We start from the raw sequence: 17,525 nt of genomic DNA, 5'->3' as shown, positions 1-17,525 counted from the left end.
TAAAAGTTACGTTTCGTTACTGCCCCGGCAGCATTTTTGTATTTCTATTGATAAACGTATTGATATGACGATCAGGAAATCCACTAACGAGCGGCGGGCGATCAAACAGGTAAAACGTAAGAACGCCGGCGCCACGTCAGTTGCCAAAGCGGCTCCCAAGAAGGAGTTCAATGACGATAAGAACAATACCCTGGAAGGGTATGATGAGAATGAGTATGACGAGAAAGATAAAGCCGACGAGAAGCGCCGTAAGGCTTAGACGGTCCATCCATAGGGGATATATTCATTCTCAAAGCTGCCATCATCATAGAGATTTACCATGGCGTAACCATTTTCCGTGCGGTACCTGACACCTTTCCACCAGTTGCCGCTTACAGCCCCATTACTGATATAGGTGACGCCATTGTACAATACCTGCTCATAGAGATGGATGTGCCCACTCATACACAGTTTGATGTTCGGATGCTGATCAAATAACGCTACAAGGCGGGCGGCATCTGTGTGCATGGAACCGACGCCAAGCTCATAGCCGCTGTTTTCTTTGAATTTATTATCGACCACTACTGTGGCTGCTGATACGATAGGTACGTGTGAGAATATGATAACGGGTAGCTTGGTGTTGGCAGCAAGATCTTTTTCCAGCCAGTCGAACTGTTCATCATCCAGCTTGCAGGTATACCAGCTACCGTCGTTTTTAGGCTGGATGCTGTCGAGGATGATGAAGTGCCAGCCGGCTTTATCAAAGCTGCGGTAAGGTTTTTCCAGGCGCATCATTTCCAGGGAGTATTTCTTCCCGTAGAGGGGATCGGTTGTTTGTCCGGCGCCCCAGATATCGTGATTGCCGATACAATATTCGATCGGCAGGCTGTTGTCACTTTTCATCAGTCCATGCCAGAGATTCCACTGTACTTCTACGCGGTCTTTAGGTTCTTTCAGTGCATCCATGATACAGTCGCCGGTATTCATGATAAAAACCGGTGCGTCTTTTTGTGACTGTATATGATGGAGACATTTGGCTAGTCCTTCGGGCGCTTTCATTTCAGGTTCAAGGTGTACGTCTGTCAGGTGGGCGAAACGCAATACTCTTTTCTTAGGTTTGATGATGCTTTCTGTAGCGGCAGCTAATACCCGGGTACCAGGCAATGCACCGATCAGTGCACCTAGGCCCAGGTTTTTCAATAATGAGCGACGATCCATATCATGTGATTTTGAGCTATTGCAAACTTATGGGCTGGCGTCCGGAGATGCCAGGGAAAGGGGGAGTATTAATATAAAATTAATATATAGTCTGGCCTTGTTGCAGTATTGTATATAAAATGTTGAAAATAAAGACATATGGCCACTTGAACGCAGCTAATATTTCGTTAATTTGAAGATAAAATTTACGATTATGGCAAGACAAAAAGGTATTCTCCCATTTACGGGGCCGCTCGGCGATAGGGTCGGGTATCGGAGGAATGGAGAATATTTCACACGAAAAAGGCCCCTGTATGTGAGGCAGACGGCTGCCACTAAGTTAGCTGCGAAAGATTTCGGTACGGCGAGTAAGGGAGCGGCGTTATTACGTCGTGCATTGTATACTGAGTTGCATCGGTATTATGACAGTGATCTTATTCCGCGATTGAATAAGACGCTGGCGGGGATCATGTGTAGCGACAGGTATTATGGAGTAGGCGAGCGGCGATTGACGGTGAGCAATATGCAGGTGTTTGAAGGGTTCAGGTTTAATGTGGTTTCGGGGCACGAGCACCTGTTATCAGGTACACCGGTGATCAGGGAAGATGAGCGTGGTGTTCATGTTGATCTTTCTGAGAGTACGGTTTATGCACCTAAAGGTGTGACGCATTTTACTATTAAAGCGATGGTAGTGTCTGCAAACTTTGAGAGAAGTGCTGCGCAGGTAGTTGCTTCTGAGACTATAACTATCAAGAAAGGAGCGCAGTTGACAGCCGCGACACTTAGTATAAATGCAATACAAGATCCTTGTGCTGCCCGTAAGGGAATTAGGATCGTTTTGCTGGAAGTGCAGCCGTGTATACAGGTGAATGGAGAATTGTCAGCGTCTGCGAATAAACAGGGGTATGCATTGGATGTTATTGCGGTGCTTCCTCCGGTAGAACAAGTGGAGAAGATGAGGCGCGAGTACAAGAATAAGGCGCCGATGTTGAAGATCATTCCTGTGTATCCGGGATATGCTATTGAGCGTTTCGATAATGTACTGTTTGTTAAAGATGATGTTATACCCCGTTTAAGAACTTCTCTCTTAGCGACCGATCTTCCGCAGCTACTGGCACTAACAGATCATTGACGCGTCAATAGCGCCACGAAGCACTTCACCTGAATGACATTTGTAAGCCCCAATAACGGAGATCTGGCCTCCGGATGGATAACTATGCCCTACTAATACTTTCCTGTCAAATTTCGCCTTCTTTTACCCATTTTTATTGCTGTTAATGTCTTCCGTTGGAGAGTGTATGCCGTGTTTCTATGTAGAGATAGATAGAAAACTAGTCTTTATATGCCCGAAAACAGGGGGAAGGGGTATAGTAAGTACGGCTTAGCACTGGACGTGAGCTGGACTTGTAAAAATGATCGGTCCTCAGACAAGTACTGCTTCATCAAGTGCGGATTCATCAAGATATGTATTAAATCCCTCATCCAGTAATTTACAAATTGCTTTGGCAATTCTTTCCGCATCATCCTTATTGTTCAAAGGGGTATCCAGTTCATCCAGTACATCGGGATGAAGTCGCTTGTGTTGTTTTATCAAGCCATATGCTTTGGCGGCGTCTCCACCTGTTGAAGCAATAGGAATGACGGGTATGCCGGCTGCTTCCGCCTTCATGTAAGATACATAAGTACCTCCAATTCCTCCAATCATGATCACTGCATATGCTTTTTCCAATGTCTCCTCATACGATTGTGTTTCGTTGGCGACCCGTTCTATCAATCCTCCGGGGTACGCAGGCACCTGGTCTTCAAGCACCACCTGTACGAGATAACCATCGTCGATGATTTTGTCCTCTTCCAACTGACCGGCATAAGCTTCCGCTGCCACTGCGTCCACACCGGGCCATCCACCGGTGATGATGCCATAACCGGATCTGGCAAGTTCTCTGGCGAGTGCCCTACTCATCATCCATTCCGGTTGGGAAAGGCGGGATTTGCCGCTGCCGACAATGACGACCCATTTTTGTTTGAAGGTGTGGGTGTTATCTGCGGGGATGAATGATGGATCAAGGTCAGCGATAACGAAGTCTTCGCTGCTGGTGTTTTTGCTGATTAATTCCGGATGTTCAGCATTGGGTCTCACTCTTTTGTGAAGATACGCAGTGAAAGATTCACTTGTAATAATATTGGTGTCTATCCCTAAAATAGCGGTGTTATACCGTGCTTCGCCATCTAATCCATCCAGTACTATACTATTTTTTCCAGTAGGAGAATCGTTATCATTGTATTCCAGAGGAACTTTAAAAAAGCAGGTAGGTGCAGGATCCGGCGTTACAGGAGGCGTTACAAAGGGGCTGCTTATTATACCAGTGTCTCTTAACGCGGCAGTATCGATGGGGGTATACTCTGCAAATGCAATAACTTTGCTGAACTTTGCATAAGAGAACGCCAAAATGTATGCCGTTATATCAATTGCGGGGGATGTATTACGTTCGGACCAGGAGTCAAGACACAGCAGGAAACCGTCTGCCTGGTTTATTGCATAACCACAGACATACACATACAATACACGCCTGTTTTTCACCATTTCATGATCTCTTACCAATCGCACAAGGGCCTCCTCAATAGCAGCTTTGTCGATGCTACCGGCATCAGAAATAAACGTATAACAGTTTTCCTGTGACACTTTGGTTTTCAGACTGCCGGATACCCATTCGGAAAATCGCCTGGCATTCTGTACGCCGGCCGGCAAACCCGGAAGATGACTATAATTTGAGATGCCGATGATTAGCGCCCATGTTTCATCTTCTTCTTTCTTGGGTTGTAAAAATTCAGTCAGCGGTGCTGTGATCGTTTCCAGCTCACCGATCAGTTTAGTAATATCATCTTCTGACATCACTGGTTTTTCATCTGCGGGCAATAAGGGATAAGATTTATAAACTCCCGGATCATGTGGACTTTTGTCTTCCAGAATGAAATAGACTGGAATCTGCATAGCCTCAGCAATAGTTAGTAGCTTTTCGATATTGTACTTTGGCTCAGTGGCATACATGGATTCTTTCAAAGCAATAAAAATCATATCCGGGAACCGGTTATGAACAGAGAATGATTTGTCAATGGCAGCCCAGGTGTCCAGCTGTTCAAAGTCAACCCTCTTTTCATGCAAAGCGAATTTTATCTGATTGTAAAAAGTAAAGGCGCCTTGTTCTGTTTTGGAATAGTATAAGCATTGTATCGTGTCTCTTGTTTGGAGATACTCGTAGGTCTTTTGGCTTCTGGGTGTAGCATTTGGGGTTTCCGCAGTCTTAGATAAAAAAACATCGTTCCAGTGATCCTTGTGTACGATGAATAACGGTGTTTGCCATGCGTTGCCATCATGAGCGAATGCTAAGAACCGGTTCAGTACCGATTGGTAAAGGTCGATGTAACTTATCGCAGGTTGTTTATTGAGGCATTGTGTGATAGCTTCGGTAAGCATTCCGCCTACGCCGGCCAGTTCATAACACATTTCTTCCAGGTGCGTGGCCATGATGGAGATATGCTTAGGATTATTTTCGTCCAACCAGTTCCGGCTGCCACCGTGCGTGTCGAGTATTAGTACAATGGTTGGATTATTGGGTGCTGTCTTAACCATCTCCTTAAACTCAAAGTCTGTCAGGATACCGTTTTGTACACTACTGGTATACTCAGATGTCCGCTCGAGATCGTGAAAGAAAAGGGCGGAGTCTGTTTGCTTATTGCTTGAATGACCGCTGAAGTAAAACAGAACAGTGTCTTCGCTTTTTGCGGCTAACAGTATCTCAAGGAAGGAATTGACCACATTACCTCTTGTAGCATTTCTGTCAAGAATTAACGATGCATTTTCAGATTCAAGCAATTGCCTGCTTATCAGTGTGTTTACCATTTTCCTGGCGTCACCTACTGATTCATGCAGGTTGAATTGTTTATCTGCATAGTTATTGATGCCGACGAATATGCCGTAAGCTCTTCCCAAAGTGTTGTGCGCTTCAGATCCCTTTACTACTTTCTTCAATCTGTTACTCAATGACGGTGGCAAGTTGATCCTCACCGGTGTTCTGCCTTCAATAACTTCGTCCGTAAGCACAATACGCTTAGAGGTAACCGTGCCTGGCTCTGTTTGTATCGCATCTGGTTTATTCAGGGCATTCTTCAGCAAGCCAGAGAACTGCTTATTATCCTTTTCCAACGCTGCTATCAGGTTAACAATACCCAATCCCCGGCTTGTATTCTTCTTTTGTAACTCCTGCGCAAGGGAACTAAGTATCTGCTCAGCAGCTGCTTTTTCATCCACTTCCATAATCGCCGTCCATTGCTGGGCGTCGTAATAGTTTCTCCAGGCGCTTCCCTGGGTATTCTGCCGGGAGTATTGGTACAGGAATGCAGCCAGTTCTTCCTTTACGAAGGGCGTGCCTCTGTTTATACGCAAGTCTGCCAGCAGGCATTGCCGCACATCGGTATCCATTTCAAACAGATCGGGTCCGGTCTGGCGGAACAGGTTACTCTGGATACAATCGTTCACCGCCAGCGCATCTATCTTACAGGAAATGCCGTTCTTTACAAACGTGCCGAAATTGGCCCATATCTGGTACAGGAGATGTACAGTGACCGCAACCGGGAAGGCGGCTAGCTGTATCAACTCCACATGATCTCCATTAGGGTAGAGTGGCGCATAGCGGTTTGTAAACGACTGAATCGTTTCCCTGGCTTCCTGATGATGACCATTGTTACTCATTGCCCGATATTTGTGATGCCTTTGGTTTTAAAGAACTGGATGATATTTCCCATGTGATCACTGTTGTCATTTCCTGGTTCAAACATCTTTACGTAGGTACTGATCTTTTCTGCGGATGTGCCTTTCCATCTTTGTTCCGGCAGGGGATTCAACCAGGCAATACGATGCGATCGTAATTGGTATAATAGTCTGAATACTTTTCTTACCCTGTCTTCACTGTAATAGCCTCTTGCAGCTCCGGCATCACTGACAATAAGAATGTTCCTGGGTGGGCTGGTGATCAGCTTCCGGAGCTTTACACTTCGTGTATGTTCGGGATTGGTAAACAGATATTCTGAAGGGTAGTTCCGGAAATAGAAGACATCTCCTTCATTCTTTACATTGCCGGTGGTAGCGCTTTCTACGATAGCATCGGTCAGATCTTTGAATGCGACCATGGAGCCTTCATGATCTATCAATAAGGTCCAGCGGGTGACAAAGCCGTCTTCTTCTGTCAGCTTCCATTCATCGAAATATCCTTTCCGGGCAACTTCTTCTACGGTAGCAGGTATATCTACTGTCGGACGACCAGCACCCGGCACTTTGTAACGCAGGGAGCGGATGGTCTGCTCGATGAAACGCCGGCTGACGGGTAAGTAGCGGTTATCAAAAGTGTAATTCTTTTTTCTGAAAAGATGATTGTAATTATGGTCTGCTGTTGTGGCGCCTGTATCATCTTTTACCTCGCTGATATAGAAATTCAGCTCGCCAACTTCCTCGTCAGCAAGGGTTTCGGTCGTTTGGGATGATCCCTGATCATTGCTCACATCCTCCTTTCCGTGTGCTGTTAACGGTTTCTTTGTTCCCTCATCCTTGCCAATGCCTTTTGTTGCTTCCCGTTCTGTGGTCTTCTTGTCGGCAGGAAGAAGAAAGTCCTGTTGTGTATATATACCCAGGTGTCTGTCGAGTATTTCTTCCAGCACCTGTTCATTCATAATATTGCTTCTCAGATGGAATGGTTTCAACCAGAGCTTTTTACACAGGAATAACAACTCTTCCCTTGAGTTAAGCCCATAGCCATTCTTTAGGGTATCTATCAATAATAGATAAGAAGAGAGGTCCACACCTTTATGCGGCATGTCTTTTTCCACCCTCATTATTTCGAGGAATGCATTTTGCAGCGGGAATGTTATATCGGCCTGACTGTACATAGCGGTATTATGCCTCCGTAGATAAAGGTTGCTCCATTGTTTTGAAATTGAACAGGGCAGTGGTTGTTTTAAACAACACGTTTCCAAATGGCACTGGTACCTGATTATTATCATTCGTCTTATCGTTCAGCCAATCCTGGAACGAAAGATCGTTTGCCAATGTAGCAGGGCCAGCACTGGGACTGGTACATTCTTTCAGGATAGAGAACCAGTCAATGAATTCGCTGGTATTGATGGCCTTCCGGTAAAGGCTGGCCTCTGTATTCATTCCCTTGCGGAGTGCTACAAAGGTCATCACTGCCTTTTCGATCAGTGTATCAGTTTCTTCCTGTGTTTCATAGAATCGTGCTTTCAGTATCCTTTCCAACCATTCTTTTGTTTCCGGCGTTTCCAATTTCTGTGCGGAGAACATGTCTATGTAGTGAAACACGCAACGGCGGAGGAATGCATCGCTGAGATCTTTTTCTCCATTACTGGTGATGACAATAAACGGTTTGTGTTCAAAAGAAAGCGACTCGCCCGTTTCAGGAATATAAAAGCTGTTTCTTTCCAGTTCGTTCAGCAGGTCGTTACTAAAGTCAATATCGGCTTTGTCTATTTCATCGATCAGCAATACCGCTTTTCTACCGTCTTCACTATGCCGCATCGCCTCGGCCATCGGCCCCCAGGATCTGTAACGGTCTTTATTCCTCATATTAGCATGCTTATTTTGGAAGTTGGCATCTCTGAGCCGTAAAAGATGATCGTACTCATATAGTCCCTCTCTGGCTTTGGAAGTGGATTTTACATTCCATTCAAAATATTTCTGCTGATTATATAACTCTCCTTTGTACCATTCGTATGCTATGGCTTTAGCCAGCAGGGATTTACCACAGCCTGGTTCTCCCATGAGCAGCAGGGGACGGTTGAGAAATAATGCCAGGTTTACAGCTTTGCACAGTTCATCATCAGCGAAATAGGGAAAAATAGTTTCCTTACTTTCTCCCTTTTGTACGACTGTCGTTCTGTTTAACTGTTTGCTTAAATATGAGGGGTGAGCCATATCAATCGCATTTATATTTAGTGAATCGGGAAATGTGTGTTAGTTGATTTGAAAACGTGTGATAAAGGGTACTTCAAATTTGACTTTGCTCTTTAATATCTTCAATATTTGTCTGATGGTGCCATTGCTTTGCTGATGGATCTCTTTCGCCAGTGTGGCATTCAGGCCTATTCTGGCCAGCTGGGGTTGTGATTCCAGCCATCTTTCCAGGTCTGCCTCCGTCATCCTGTCTACGGGTGTCAACACCTGCAGACAATCATTAAACCTGCCTTTCTGTTTAAGTTGGGTCACTGCCTGTGTAAACGTCTTCATCCGGCCGGCATCCAGCATTTCCATTTCATCGATCAGGAAGAACAGTACTTTATGTGTCCATTGCTGCATCCGGGTGATTAACTTTAACTCCGCTATGCAGCTATCCCAGTAGCGCCAGAACTCATCCAGCGTCAATTCCAGGCGACTCAGGTCTTTATTACTGCATATTATTTTGAAAACGATGTCCTGGTGAGCGATGCCTACTCCACCACAGAATTTATCTCTGATCAGGTATTTCAGGATCTCTTTTTTATCCTGCTCCCGGATGTTATCAGCATTGATATTCTTCAGATTCAACCACTTTATCAGTGCTATCCAGAACTCGTCGTAGAAAGAGGATGCGGGATCAAAGGGGAAGGTAAGCTGGCTGTTTTCGTAGACCTTGTTTTCAAACAGGAGATGATAGTACAAGAGATCCAGTACGCTGTCACGGTCGCCGGTCATGACCAGTCCACCAATGGGTTTACCTTCCATTTTAAACACATTCCGCTGGTTGCGGTAATTGAGCGTCTTCAGCGCTGACTCAAACACCGACTGATCTTCTTTCAGGATCTCATCAGCTGTTTTTGCGTTGTTGGTTTGTATGATGGTAGTTTTTAATGATCTGGCTTCATCCAGCTCTTTTTTTAAGCGTTCCACCTCTTTCTTTGAGCGTTCAAATAGCCTTGGCACGTTGATGGCCTCCTGCATTATTTCCTCTTCCTCCTTCAGCTGTTCTTCAAGCTGCTGAATCCGGGTTTCGTTTTCTGTCCAGGATACCTGTGAGCGCATCCTTATATTGGTGATGCTTGCATTCAATATCTCGGCATTCTTCGTAAATAGTCCCCAGGCAAACTTTCCTGTTTGATCCAGGGCCTTCAGCTCTTCATCCATTTCGGCGACCCGCTTTTTTGACGGACCTTTTTTCTCTACGCAGCTTGATTCATAGTCGGCATACAGGTAATTATATGCTTCCTGGAGTGTTCTTTTGTGAACGACGAAGTGTTCGTAAAAGGATAAGGACACCTTAGCCGCTGTTTCGTCGTACACGTCGGTCCGGGTGGCTATAACAGCTTCAACACCTGTCTGGTCAAGGATATCTTTAACAAGGGTGGCGGTACTGCATGCGTTGAGAAAAAGGACTTTAATAGCGCTGTTGTTAGTGAGTATGGCAGACAGCGCTAATGCACTCTGTGTTTTGCCATCTTCCAGGTAAAGTCCTATGTGACTGGCATGGCCACTGAAATGGAAGAAGCAGGGTTCCTGCGGACGATACTTTTCAAAGTTTTTGATAATATCAGGACCGGTAGCTTTAAGTATTCTGTGAAAACCCAATACATTGTTAGACCGTTCATATGCCAGCAGAAAGTCGATCTTTTCTTCCTCATCGGCAATGAATTTCAGATTCCCGACCGGATCAGCGAAAGCAAAAATAAAATATGGAGATATATCAGGCATTTGAAGCAATAGCTTGTAAACTCTTAAAATATTTTACTGTTCCTGAGAAGGCGGATGGTGATCGTTCTGGTGGCGTCCAGAGACGCAACAAGGCATAACTACTTGACATGCTTTGGGGTGTTGTACCTTTAAATTAGGCTATTCCCGACAAAATAACAAGTGACAGGCAATATTTGGGGAAGTGGGAGGAGAGGGGGTAAAAACAAAAAGGGCAAGGCTCCCTGAAGACCCTTGCCCTGAAAATATGAATTAGCCACAAATTATTTCGTCAACATCAGCGAAAGTCCTGCTGACTTCCATTGCGCATCGTAATTCGGCATCAGCATGATCCGTGTAGAGGAATGTTCCGGATCGTGTACAAAGAGGCGTTGCATTTTGGGGTACAGCCAATATGCTGCTTTTGTACTCAGGATACCCAGACCTGCGCCTGTGACAACATCACTTACCCAGTGACGGTTATTGTAGATGCGCAGTGCACCGGTGGTAGCAGCTACTGCGTAACCGGCCACGCCATACCAGGGACTTACCTCATGATATTCCTCCCACATGAACTGTGCGCTCATGAAGGCGATAGCGGTATGTCCGGAGGGGAAGGAGTTATAAGTACTGCCATCAGGACGTAATCTGTTGGTGGCACTCTTAATCGCGAAAGTACTTCCAGTGGCGATGAGCGTAGACATACCGAATAACATGGTACGGTCGGCAAAGTTGTGTTTACCGTGAATACCTGCCATATTCAGTGCATATACTGCAGCTGCAGGAACCCATTTCAGGTAATCATCGACATTGGTATGGAAGCCTCCATGGTCTTCCAGAATCTCTTTCCTGGTAGACATGTCCAGGGAGCGGAGTTTACCGCCACCAAGTGATACAGCCCCATATGTCAGCATCGCTGTAGGAACGATAATGCTTACAAGCCTTGCGTTGTAATTCGGGATGCTGTGTTTGTAATTCAGATTCGTATTAAATACCGGAGCAGGGGTCTGATCCTTTTCTGATGATGTGCCCGTTGGCACAACATTTGCAGATTTTGTGGTATCCATATTGGTTCCAACAACAGTCGTATCTGACGGAGCGGCCAAGGCAATGCATGTCGACAGTTGCAGGCTAAGCAGTAAGAACAATCTCATATTTATTTGGCAAAAATTGTAGTATGTTAGCATTAAATTAATACAAATTTGCCGAAAGAAACTGTAGACATTCTGAAAATCCCACGTCTTTAACTATATTTTCACTTTTTTACACCTACAAATGGTATATTTGTGTTATACCAGGAAATGGTGTCTTCCTGCACAAGAACCGTCTTCGCCCACACCTGACCCGGGCAAGTCTGATGGCGCCTGCAAATAACAAATCCTCCCCTAGAGCAGGGAGCAACAACGTTCGTATTTATTTGTGGGCTAATGAAATATCTCAGGCATTCTGTTGAACAATTTAAGATCGCATATCAGCTGATCCGCTGGACGGTGATTAGTATTCCCGTATCCCTCGTAGTGGGGTCTCTTGTGGCTTTATTTCTCTCGTTACTGGAAGAGGTGACTGCTGTCCGCCAGGAACATGGCTGGTTGCTTTATCTGCTACCTTTAGCCGGGGTATTGATCTACTTTTTATATAAAAAAGCGGGCCGCAATGCGGAGGCTGGTAATAATCTCATTATGGATGAGATCCATGAACCTGGTGGCGGTGTACCGGCAAGAATGGCCCCGCTTGTACTGGCAACAACGATCATTACGCATCTGTTTGGTGGCTCTGCCGGCAGGGAGGGTACTGCGGTACAGATAGGAGGGAGTATGGCAAATCTGCTGGCCCGCTGGATGCGTCTATCGGCGGCAGATGTGCGCATGATACTCATGACAGGGATAGCGGCCGGATTCGGCGCTGTTTTCGGTACGCCGCTGACAGGAGCCGTGTTTGCACTCGAGGTACTGGCTATTGGCCTGATCCGCTATGATGCCCTGGTTCCCTGCCTGATCGCTGCTGTATTTGCAGATATTGTCTGTTCGGCATGGGGTATCAGACATACACATTACAAGATCCTTTTTGACCAGGGAAATATTATCTTCCATTTTGTACAGTTTGATTTTCTTTTGTTGGCGAAAGTCATTGTAGGTGGTGTGGCTTTCGGGCTTGCCAGCTATCTCTTTTCTATCTGTATACATAGTATCAAGGCGAATGCAAAGAAATGGATCCGACCGGCCTGGCTGATACCGGTTGCAGGAGGATTGATTGTTATTGGTGCCTGTCAGCTGTTGGGGACCAGGGATTATATTGGCCTGGGAGTTACCGGTTATTATTTCAACAGCGTTAGCATTGTTTCCGCCTTCAGTCATACACCTATCTCATCCTGGGCCTGGTTATGGAAACTCCTGCTGACGGCCATTACCCTTGGTATGGGCTTCAAAGGAGGGGAGGTGACGCCCTTGTTCTTTATTGGCGCCACCTTAGGACATACACTGGCCGTACTTTTGGGCGCGCCGGTGGATTTGTTTGCAGGTCTCGGATTTATTGCCGTATTTGCAGGTGCCACTAATACTCCAATTGCCTGTACTTTAATGGGTGTAGAGCTTTTTGGCACGTCACATGTGTTATACTTCGCGGTAGCCTGTTTTACAGCTTACTATTTCAGTGGACATGCCGGCATCTACAGTGCGCAGCGTATAGCAGTACCAAAGAGCCATGATATTGATTAACCAGACAATTTGAATTAAAAATTATGAAGGCTGTAGCCGTTCCCCAGTTTAAGGGCATTCCCCAGGTAATGGAATTACCTAAACCGCAGGTAAAACCAGGGACCATCCTGGTACGTGTAGCCGCTGCCGGTATCAATCCGTTTGATTGGAAATTAATAGATGGCATCCTCGATGGAAAGATGCCGCACAATTTTCCTATGGTGCTTGGTGTGGATGGTGCAGGGACCGTTGAAGCGATTGGAGAAGGTGTTACCCATTTCAAACAAGGCGATAAGATCTACGGACAATTTATACATTCACCTATTGGTGAAGGTTCCTATGCTGAGTATGTTGTAGTGCCTGAAAAGGCGGCTATCTCTCATGCCCCCACCACTATTTCACTGGTGGAAGCGGCAGCTATGCCGACGGCGGGAATGACAGCACTCCAGCTACTGGAACGCCTGGGGCTTAAACATGAACAAACCTTGTTGCTGGTAGGTGCTACCGGCGGCGTAGGCTCTTTCATCGTACAGCTGGCCCATATGCAGGGTATCTATGTTATCGCTACTGTCAGCGATGAAGATGGTGCGGAGCGGATGAAGAAATTGGGGGCGAAAGAGACGATCAATTACAAAAAAGTATCTGTTGAGAAGGAGATAAAAGCGAACTATCCTTCTGGTGTGGAAGGATTGATAGATCTCGTTAGTGCCGGGCCAGTGTTTAAAACCATGACGTCATTGGTGAAGGTTGGCGGCGCGGCGCTGACAACAGCGTTTGTGGCGGATAAAGAGGCACTGAAGGCGCGGAATATCACCGGAGGGAATTTTGAGACACAGGGCACGCCGGCGTCGTTGGATACATTAGCGGATGCGGTGGATAGCGGGGCGCTGAAGGTGCCGGTAGGAATGGTGATCAGTATGGAGGAGGTGCCGGAGGCGATTGAGGCGAGCAGGAAATTGAAGGGGAAGGGGAAGACGGTGATTAAGATTGGCTAATTTTGAGGAATTTGCTATTGCGCGATCCTGCGTTTATGCGCCGACCTTCTGGCGTTGGTTTTCAGATAGGATCGCGGGCTGTACCCCTTTCGAGTCCTTGCTATGGGGCTTTATCAAGCGTGTTGGGCGGCGGGATATCTATTGAACTCCCATCAAGCGTATGAGCGCTCTCAAGGGCTAATGCCCGCAATCTCTATCTGAACCAACGCTGCGGCGGTCTCTTAATAAATAGCAAGGCGGTAAACTTCTAGTGTGATATTATTTGATGGGCTCTGTTAGGAGCCCTTTTTTATAGCATAATTATTTAACCGTGATCCGTTCAAGAGATCAATCGTCAACATAATCGCTCGCAATATTCAATTTCTCTATTGCCCCTGCGTCTAATCCCAATTGTGTTGCTTTCACAAGATCTTCCAATTGTTTTGTATTGGTCGCACTCACAATAGGCGCGGTAATATCAGGACGTTGTACCAGCCATGCGATAGCGACACTGGCAGGAGTCGTTTTGAAATCTGCGGCCACTTCGTCGAGTGTTTCGAGAATGGATTGTCCGCGCTCATCGAGATAGCTGATGGCTTTCTCTCCTCTGGCGCTTTTTGCAGCATCTTCCTTACTTCTGTATTTTCCGCTGAGGAAACCGCTGGCTAACGAATAATAACTGATCACACCTAGTTGATATTGTTGTGTGATAGGCAGATATTCTCTTTCGAATTTCTGACGATCGTATAAGTTGTATAATGGCTGTAAAGACTCATACCTGGGGAAACCGTTTTCTTCACTGGATTCCAACGATTGCAACAGTCTTTCAGGACTGAAGTTGGATGCACCGATCACTCTTACTTTTCCTGCTTTTACCAGTTTGTCGTAGGTGGCTAAGGTGTCATCTACAGGTGTATTGGGATCATCGTAATGTGATTGATAGAGATCTATATAGTCTGTTTGCAATCTGCGGAGAGATTCTTCTACGGTCTTTTCAATGTAAGCAGGTGAAAGGTCTCTTACTTTACCACCACCTACTTTTGTGGCGATGATCACCTGATCACGTTTGCCGCTTTTCTTTAACCACTTGCCGATGATCGCTTCAGATTCGCCGCCGCTATGGCCGGGCACCCAATGAGAATAAGAATCTGCAGTGTCTATCGTATTGAATCCTGCACTCACGAATGCATCCAGCAATGAAAAAGAGGTGGCTTCGTCTGCTGTCCAGCCAAATACATTTCCGCCAAAAACCAAAGGTGCTATTTGTAATGCTGATCTGCCTAATTGTCTTTTTTCCATTTACGTTGATTTTTTATTTCGTTTATATGTGGTTGCGGGTTATCATCCCGCGCTACAAACACGCGGCGCACGTCCCGTCCACGGGACGATTGACGTAAATGAACCCGGTCCCGGGGGTACGAACGCCGCGCAACAAACAACGTGTTCCCCGGGGTTATCACCCCGCGCTACAAACAATGGGACTCCTACCGGAGTCCTATCGGTGCGAATATGAATGTACGAGTTTGTTCCAAAACAGATACCATAAATTTCCGTATCTTGGCCTTCTTGCCATTGGCACAACAATCCATTGTATTCCGTAAAAGCAGGCTACGCTTGTCTCCCGTATCTATTTCAGGTGCGTTTTTTGTTAAAGGCTCTCCGTATCACAGGAGCGGCATTGATATTAGCATAGATTTTTTGACTTAATAACTGTATTATGAGTAAAACCATTATTGTATCTAACAGGCTACCGGTAAAGATCACTGAAAAAGATGGAGAATATGTGCTGAATCCGAGTGAAGGCGGTCTTGCTACAGGCTTGGGATCCATTTACAGGCAAGGCTACAATATCTGGATAGGATGGCCGGGCATTGATGTGAGTGAGGAGGCACAACCACAGATCAGGGAACAACTGAAAGCCCTGAATCTTTTACCTGTATACCTGACACAGGAAGAAATCAATAACTATTATGAGGGATTTTCAAATGAGATACTGTGGCCTGTTTTCCACTATATGTCCGTTTATGCCCGTTATGAACAGGTGTACTGGGATTTTTATTATCAGGTAAATAGTAAATTCAGGGATATTGTACTGCAGGTGGCAGAACCGGGGGATATTATCTGGATTCATGACTATCAGCTGTTGTTATTACCGGGCATGATCCGTTCCGAAGCGCCGGATGTTGCTATTGGTTATTTTCAGCATATTCCTTTTCCTTCTTATGAGCTTTTCCGTCTTATACCATGGCGCTGCGAACTATTGGAAGGCATGCTGGGTGCTGACTTGCTGGGCTTTCATACTTTCGACGACAGCCATCATTTCCTTAACGCCGTTACCCGTTTGTTACCGGTGAATGCGTCTGCCAACGTTGTAATGGTGAATGACCGTGCAGTGATTGCGGAGACATTTCCTATGGGTATCGATAATGAGAAGTTTGAACAGCTCTCTGATGATCCGGAGGTAAAGCGGCAGATGGAAAGTCTGAAGGAAAGTTTTCAGCATACACATATGGTGCTGTCAATCGACAGACTGGATTATAGTAAAGGTATCATCCAGCGATTACAGGCCTTTGAATTATTCTTGCAGTTATATCCCGAATATGTTGAGAAGGTGATATTGTACATGATCGTTGTTCCTTCAAGAGATACGGTTCCGCAATACAAAGAACTGAGAGACGCGATAGATATGTTGGCTGGAGGTATCAATGCCCGTTTCCGTACGATCAACTGGCATCCGATCAATTATTTCTATCGTTCATTTCCTGTAGAAGTATTGGCTGCGCTGTATAATTTTGCTGATGTTGGATTGGTTACGCCTATGCGGGATGGTATGAATCTCGTGAGTAAAGAATATGTGGCCAGTCGCAAAAACAATGACGGTGTACTGATATTAAGTGAGATGGCCGGTGCTTCCAAAGAACTGATAGATGCCCTGATCGTGAATCCAAATAATATCGGCGCCATTGCCAGGGCCTTACATGAAGCGCTGAATATGCCGGAGAAAGAACAACAACGCCGTATGAAGCAAATGCGGCAGGTCGTAGCGAAATTCAATATCGCCCACTGGGTGAAGCTGTTCATGGACCGCCTGCAGGAGGTCAAGCAATATCAGCAATCGATGCTGGCACGCCGTATGAGCCTCGATATGCAGTCGACCGTCAGGAATGCCTATAAACGATCTACCAAGCGGGCTATCTTCCTGGATTATGACGGTACACTAGTAGGCTTCCAGGCCAACATTGATCTTGCGTCGCCTGACCAGGACCTTTATCACCTGCTTAAAACGCTTTCAGATGATCCGAAGAATCATGTTGTAATGATCAGCGGCCGTAAGCATGAAACGCTGGAAGAATGGCTGGGACATCTTCCGCTGGATCTCATTGCAGAACATGGCGCGTGGACAAAAAAATATGGTGAGGACTGGATGATGTTACCCGGACTGACTGCTCAATGGAAGCAGGATATTCTGCCTATACTTGATACCTATATGGACCGTACACCGGGGTCTTTTATAGAAGAAAAGAGTTATTCGCTGGTGTGGCATTACCGTAAAGTGGAAACAGGTTTAGGTGAATTGCGTGCCAATGAACTGATGAATACCCTTCGTTATTTTACCAATGATATCGGCTTACAGATCCTGCCGGGCGACAAGGTCATTGAGATCAAAAACATCGAGATCAATAAAGGGAAAGCAGCTTTGTCCTGGCAGCAGGACCGAGAGTTTGACTTTATGCTGGCGATAGGGGATGATTATACCGATGAAGATATCTTTAAAATATTACCTGCTGAAGCGGTCACCATAAAGGTGGGCAGCCAGGTATCTGCTGCAAGGTATTACCTGAGGAATCACCAGGAAGTAAGGGCGTTTTTAAGAACACTTGTATCGTAGTAGTTTTATTGTTGTATATAAAAGGACGGCTGCCTGATAACAATGGGCAGCCTTCCTTTTATATACCTGTTCTATTGATTATTGGTTTG

Annotated in this window: 12 protein-coding genes and 1 riboswitch; of the genes, 5 read left to right on the top strand and 7 right to left on the bottom strand. The window is 45.8% G+C overall.

Going from position 1 to position 17,525, the window contains the following annotated elements; genetic code table 11:
* The first annotated feature begins 64 nt into the window (after positions 1–64).
* On the top strand, positions 65–259 hold the full coding sequence (locus CLV42_RS21605) for a hypothetical protein (protein ID WP_106604012.1): 195 nt from the start codon (positions 65–67) through the stop codon (positions 257–259).
* Here the strand turns inward: CLV42_RS21605 and CLV42_RS21600 are convergent.
* Positions 256–1,197 (bottom strand): metallophosphoesterase family protein, encoded by a 942-nt coding sequence (locus CLV42_RS21600; RefSeq protein ID WP_106604011.1) that lies wholly within the window; start codon positions 1,195–1,197, stop codon positions 256–258. The two genes, CLV42_RS21605 and CLV42_RS21600, sit on opposite strands and share 4 nt — an antisense overlap.
* A gap of 193 nt (positions 1,198–1,390) precedes the next feature.
* Between CLV42_RS21600 and CLV42_RS21595 the strand changes: the two genes are divergently transcribed.
* Positions 1,391–2,308, top strand: coding sequence for a hypothetical protein (locus tag CLV42_RS21595; protein WP_106604010.1), 918 nt, complete (start codon positions 1,391–1,393; stop codon positions 2,306–2,308).
* Between the two features lie 291 nt (positions 2,309–2,599).
* Here the strand turns inward: CLV42_RS21595 and CLV42_RS21590 are convergent, their stop codons facing one another.
* The 5 genes from CLV42_RS21590 to CLV42_RS21570 all read right to left on the bottom strand — a co-directional run bounded on the left by CLV42_RS21590 (position 2,600) and on the right by CLV42_RS21570 (position 11,034).
* A complete protein-coding gene (locus CLV42_RS21590) occupies positions 2,600–5,923 on the bottom strand; it encodes a caspase family protein (protein WP_106604009.1) in 3,324 nt (1,107 codons plus the stop codon).
* Positions 5,920–7,113 (bottom strand): hypothetical protein, encoded by a 1,194-nt coding sequence (locus CLV42_RS21585; RefSeq protein WP_106604008.1) that lies wholly within the window; start codon positions 7,111–7,113, stop codon positions 5,920–5,922. The genes CLV42_RS21590 and CLV42_RS21585 overlap by 4 nt, the downstream gene beginning before the upstream one ends.
* Positions 7,114–7,120: 7 nt before the next feature.
* Positions 7,121–8,155, bottom strand: coding sequence for an AAA family ATPase (locus tag CLV42_RS21580; RefSeq protein ID WP_106604007.1), 1,035 nt, complete (start codon positions 8,153–8,155; stop codon positions 7,121–7,123).
* Positions 8,156–8,194: 39 nt separating this feature from the next.
* Complete coding sequence (locus CLV42_RS21575) at positions 8,195–9,904, bottom strand: CHAT domain-containing protein (protein ID WP_106604006.1); 1,710 nt, start codon at positions 9,902–9,904, stop codon at positions 8,195–8,197.
* A 260-nt stretch (positions 9,905–10,164) separates the two neighbouring features.
* Complete coding sequence (locus CLV42_RS21570) at positions 10,165–11,034, bottom strand: phosphatase PAP2 family protein (protein WP_106604005.1); 870 nt, start codon at positions 11,032–11,034, stop codon at positions 10,165–10,167.
* Between the two features lie 134 nt (positions 11,035–11,168).
* Positions 11,169–11,254: riboswitch (Fluoride riboswitch) on the top strand.
* A gap of 53 nt (positions 11,255–11,307) precedes the next feature.
* Here CLV42_RS21570 and CLV42_RS21565 point away from each other — a divergent pair.
* Positions 11,308–12,594, top strand: coding sequence for a voltage-gated chloride channel family protein (locus CLV42_RS21565; RefSeq protein WP_106604004.1), 1,287 nt, complete (start codon positions 11,308–11,310; stop codon positions 12,592–12,594).
* Between the two features lie 23 nt (positions 12,595–12,617).
* Positions 12,618–13,568, top strand: coding sequence for an NADP-dependent oxidoreductase (locus tag CLV42_RS21560; protein ID WP_106604003.1), 951 nt, complete (start codon positions 12,618–12,620; stop codon positions 13,566–13,568).
* A 327-nt stretch (positions 13,569–13,895) separates the two neighbouring features.
* On the opposite strand, the gene CLV42_RS21555 is transcribed toward CLV42_RS21560, so the two are convergent.
* Positions 13,896–14,846, bottom strand: a complete 951-nt coding sequence (locus tag CLV42_RS21555) for an aldo/keto reductase (protein ID WP_106604002.1) — start codon at positions 14,844–14,846, stop codon at positions 13,896–13,898.
* Positions 14,847–15,264: 418 nt separating this feature from the next.
* Between CLV42_RS21555 and CLV42_RS21550 the strand changes: the two genes are divergently transcribed.
* Complete coding sequence (locus CLV42_RS21550) at positions 15,265–17,436, top strand: bifunctional alpha,alpha-trehalose-phosphate synthase (UDP-forming)/trehalose-phosphatase (protein ID WP_106604001.1); 2,172 nt, start codon at positions 15,265–15,267, stop codon at positions 17,434–17,436.
* Positions 17,437–17,525 lie beyond the last annotated feature (89 nt).

Origin of the sequence: Chitinophaga ginsengisoli (assembly GCF_003014595.1) — a bacterium.
Taxonomy (GTDB): Bacteria; Bacteroidota; Bacteroidia; order Chitinophagales; family Chitinophagaceae; genus Chitinophaga; species Chitinophaga ginsengisoli.
Note: the sequence above shows the minus strand (reverse complement) of the source record. Positions and strands in the feature narration are given on the sequence as shown.

Coding starts and splice junctions, on each gene's coding strand:
- CLV42_RS21580 (WP_106604007.1), bottom strand. CDS start 8,155: ATGGCTCACCCCTCATATTTAAGCAAACAGTTAAACAGAACGACAGTC.
- CLV42_RS21595 (WP_106604010.1), top strand. CDS start 1,391: ATGGCAAGACAAAAAGGTATTCTCCCATTTACGGGGCCGCTCGGCGAT.
- CLV42_RS21550 (WP_106604001.1), top strand. CDS start 15,265: ATGAGTAAAACCATTATTGTATCTAACAGGCTACCGGTAAAGATCACT.
- CLV42_RS21555 (WP_106604002.1), bottom strand. CDS start 14,846: ATGGAAAAAAGACAATTAGGCAGATCAGCATTACAAATAGCACCTTTG.
- CLV42_RS21575 (WP_106604006.1), bottom strand. CDS start 9,904: ATGCCTGATATATCTCCATATTTTATTTTTGCTTTCGCTGATCCGGTC.
- CLV42_RS21600 (WP_106604011.1), bottom strand. CDS start 1,197: ATGGATCGTCGCTCATTATTGAAAAACCTGGGCCTAGGTGCACTGATC.
- CLV42_RS21570 (WP_106604005.1), bottom strand. CDS start 11,034: ATGAGATTGTTCTTACTGCTTAGCCTGCAACTGTCGACATGCATTGCC.
- CLV42_RS21585 (WP_106604008.1), bottom strand. CDS start 7,113: ATGTACAGTCAGGCCGATATAACATTCCCGCTGCAAAATGCATTCCTC.
- CLV42_RS21565 (WP_106604004.1), top strand. CDS start 11,308: ATGAAATATCTCAGGCATTCTGTTGAACAATTTAAGATCGCATATCAG.
- CLV42_RS21605 (WP_106604012.1), top strand. CDS start 65: ATGACGATCAGGAAATCCACTAACGAGCGGCGGGCGATCAAACAGGTA.
- CLV42_RS21560 (WP_106604003.1), top strand. CDS start 12,618: ATGAAGGCTGTAGCCGTTCCCCAGTTTAAGGGCATTCCCCAGGTAATG.
- CLV42_RS21590 (WP_106604009.1), bottom strand. CDS start 5,923: ATGAGTAACAATGGTCATCATCAGGAAGCCAGGGAAACGATTCAGTCG.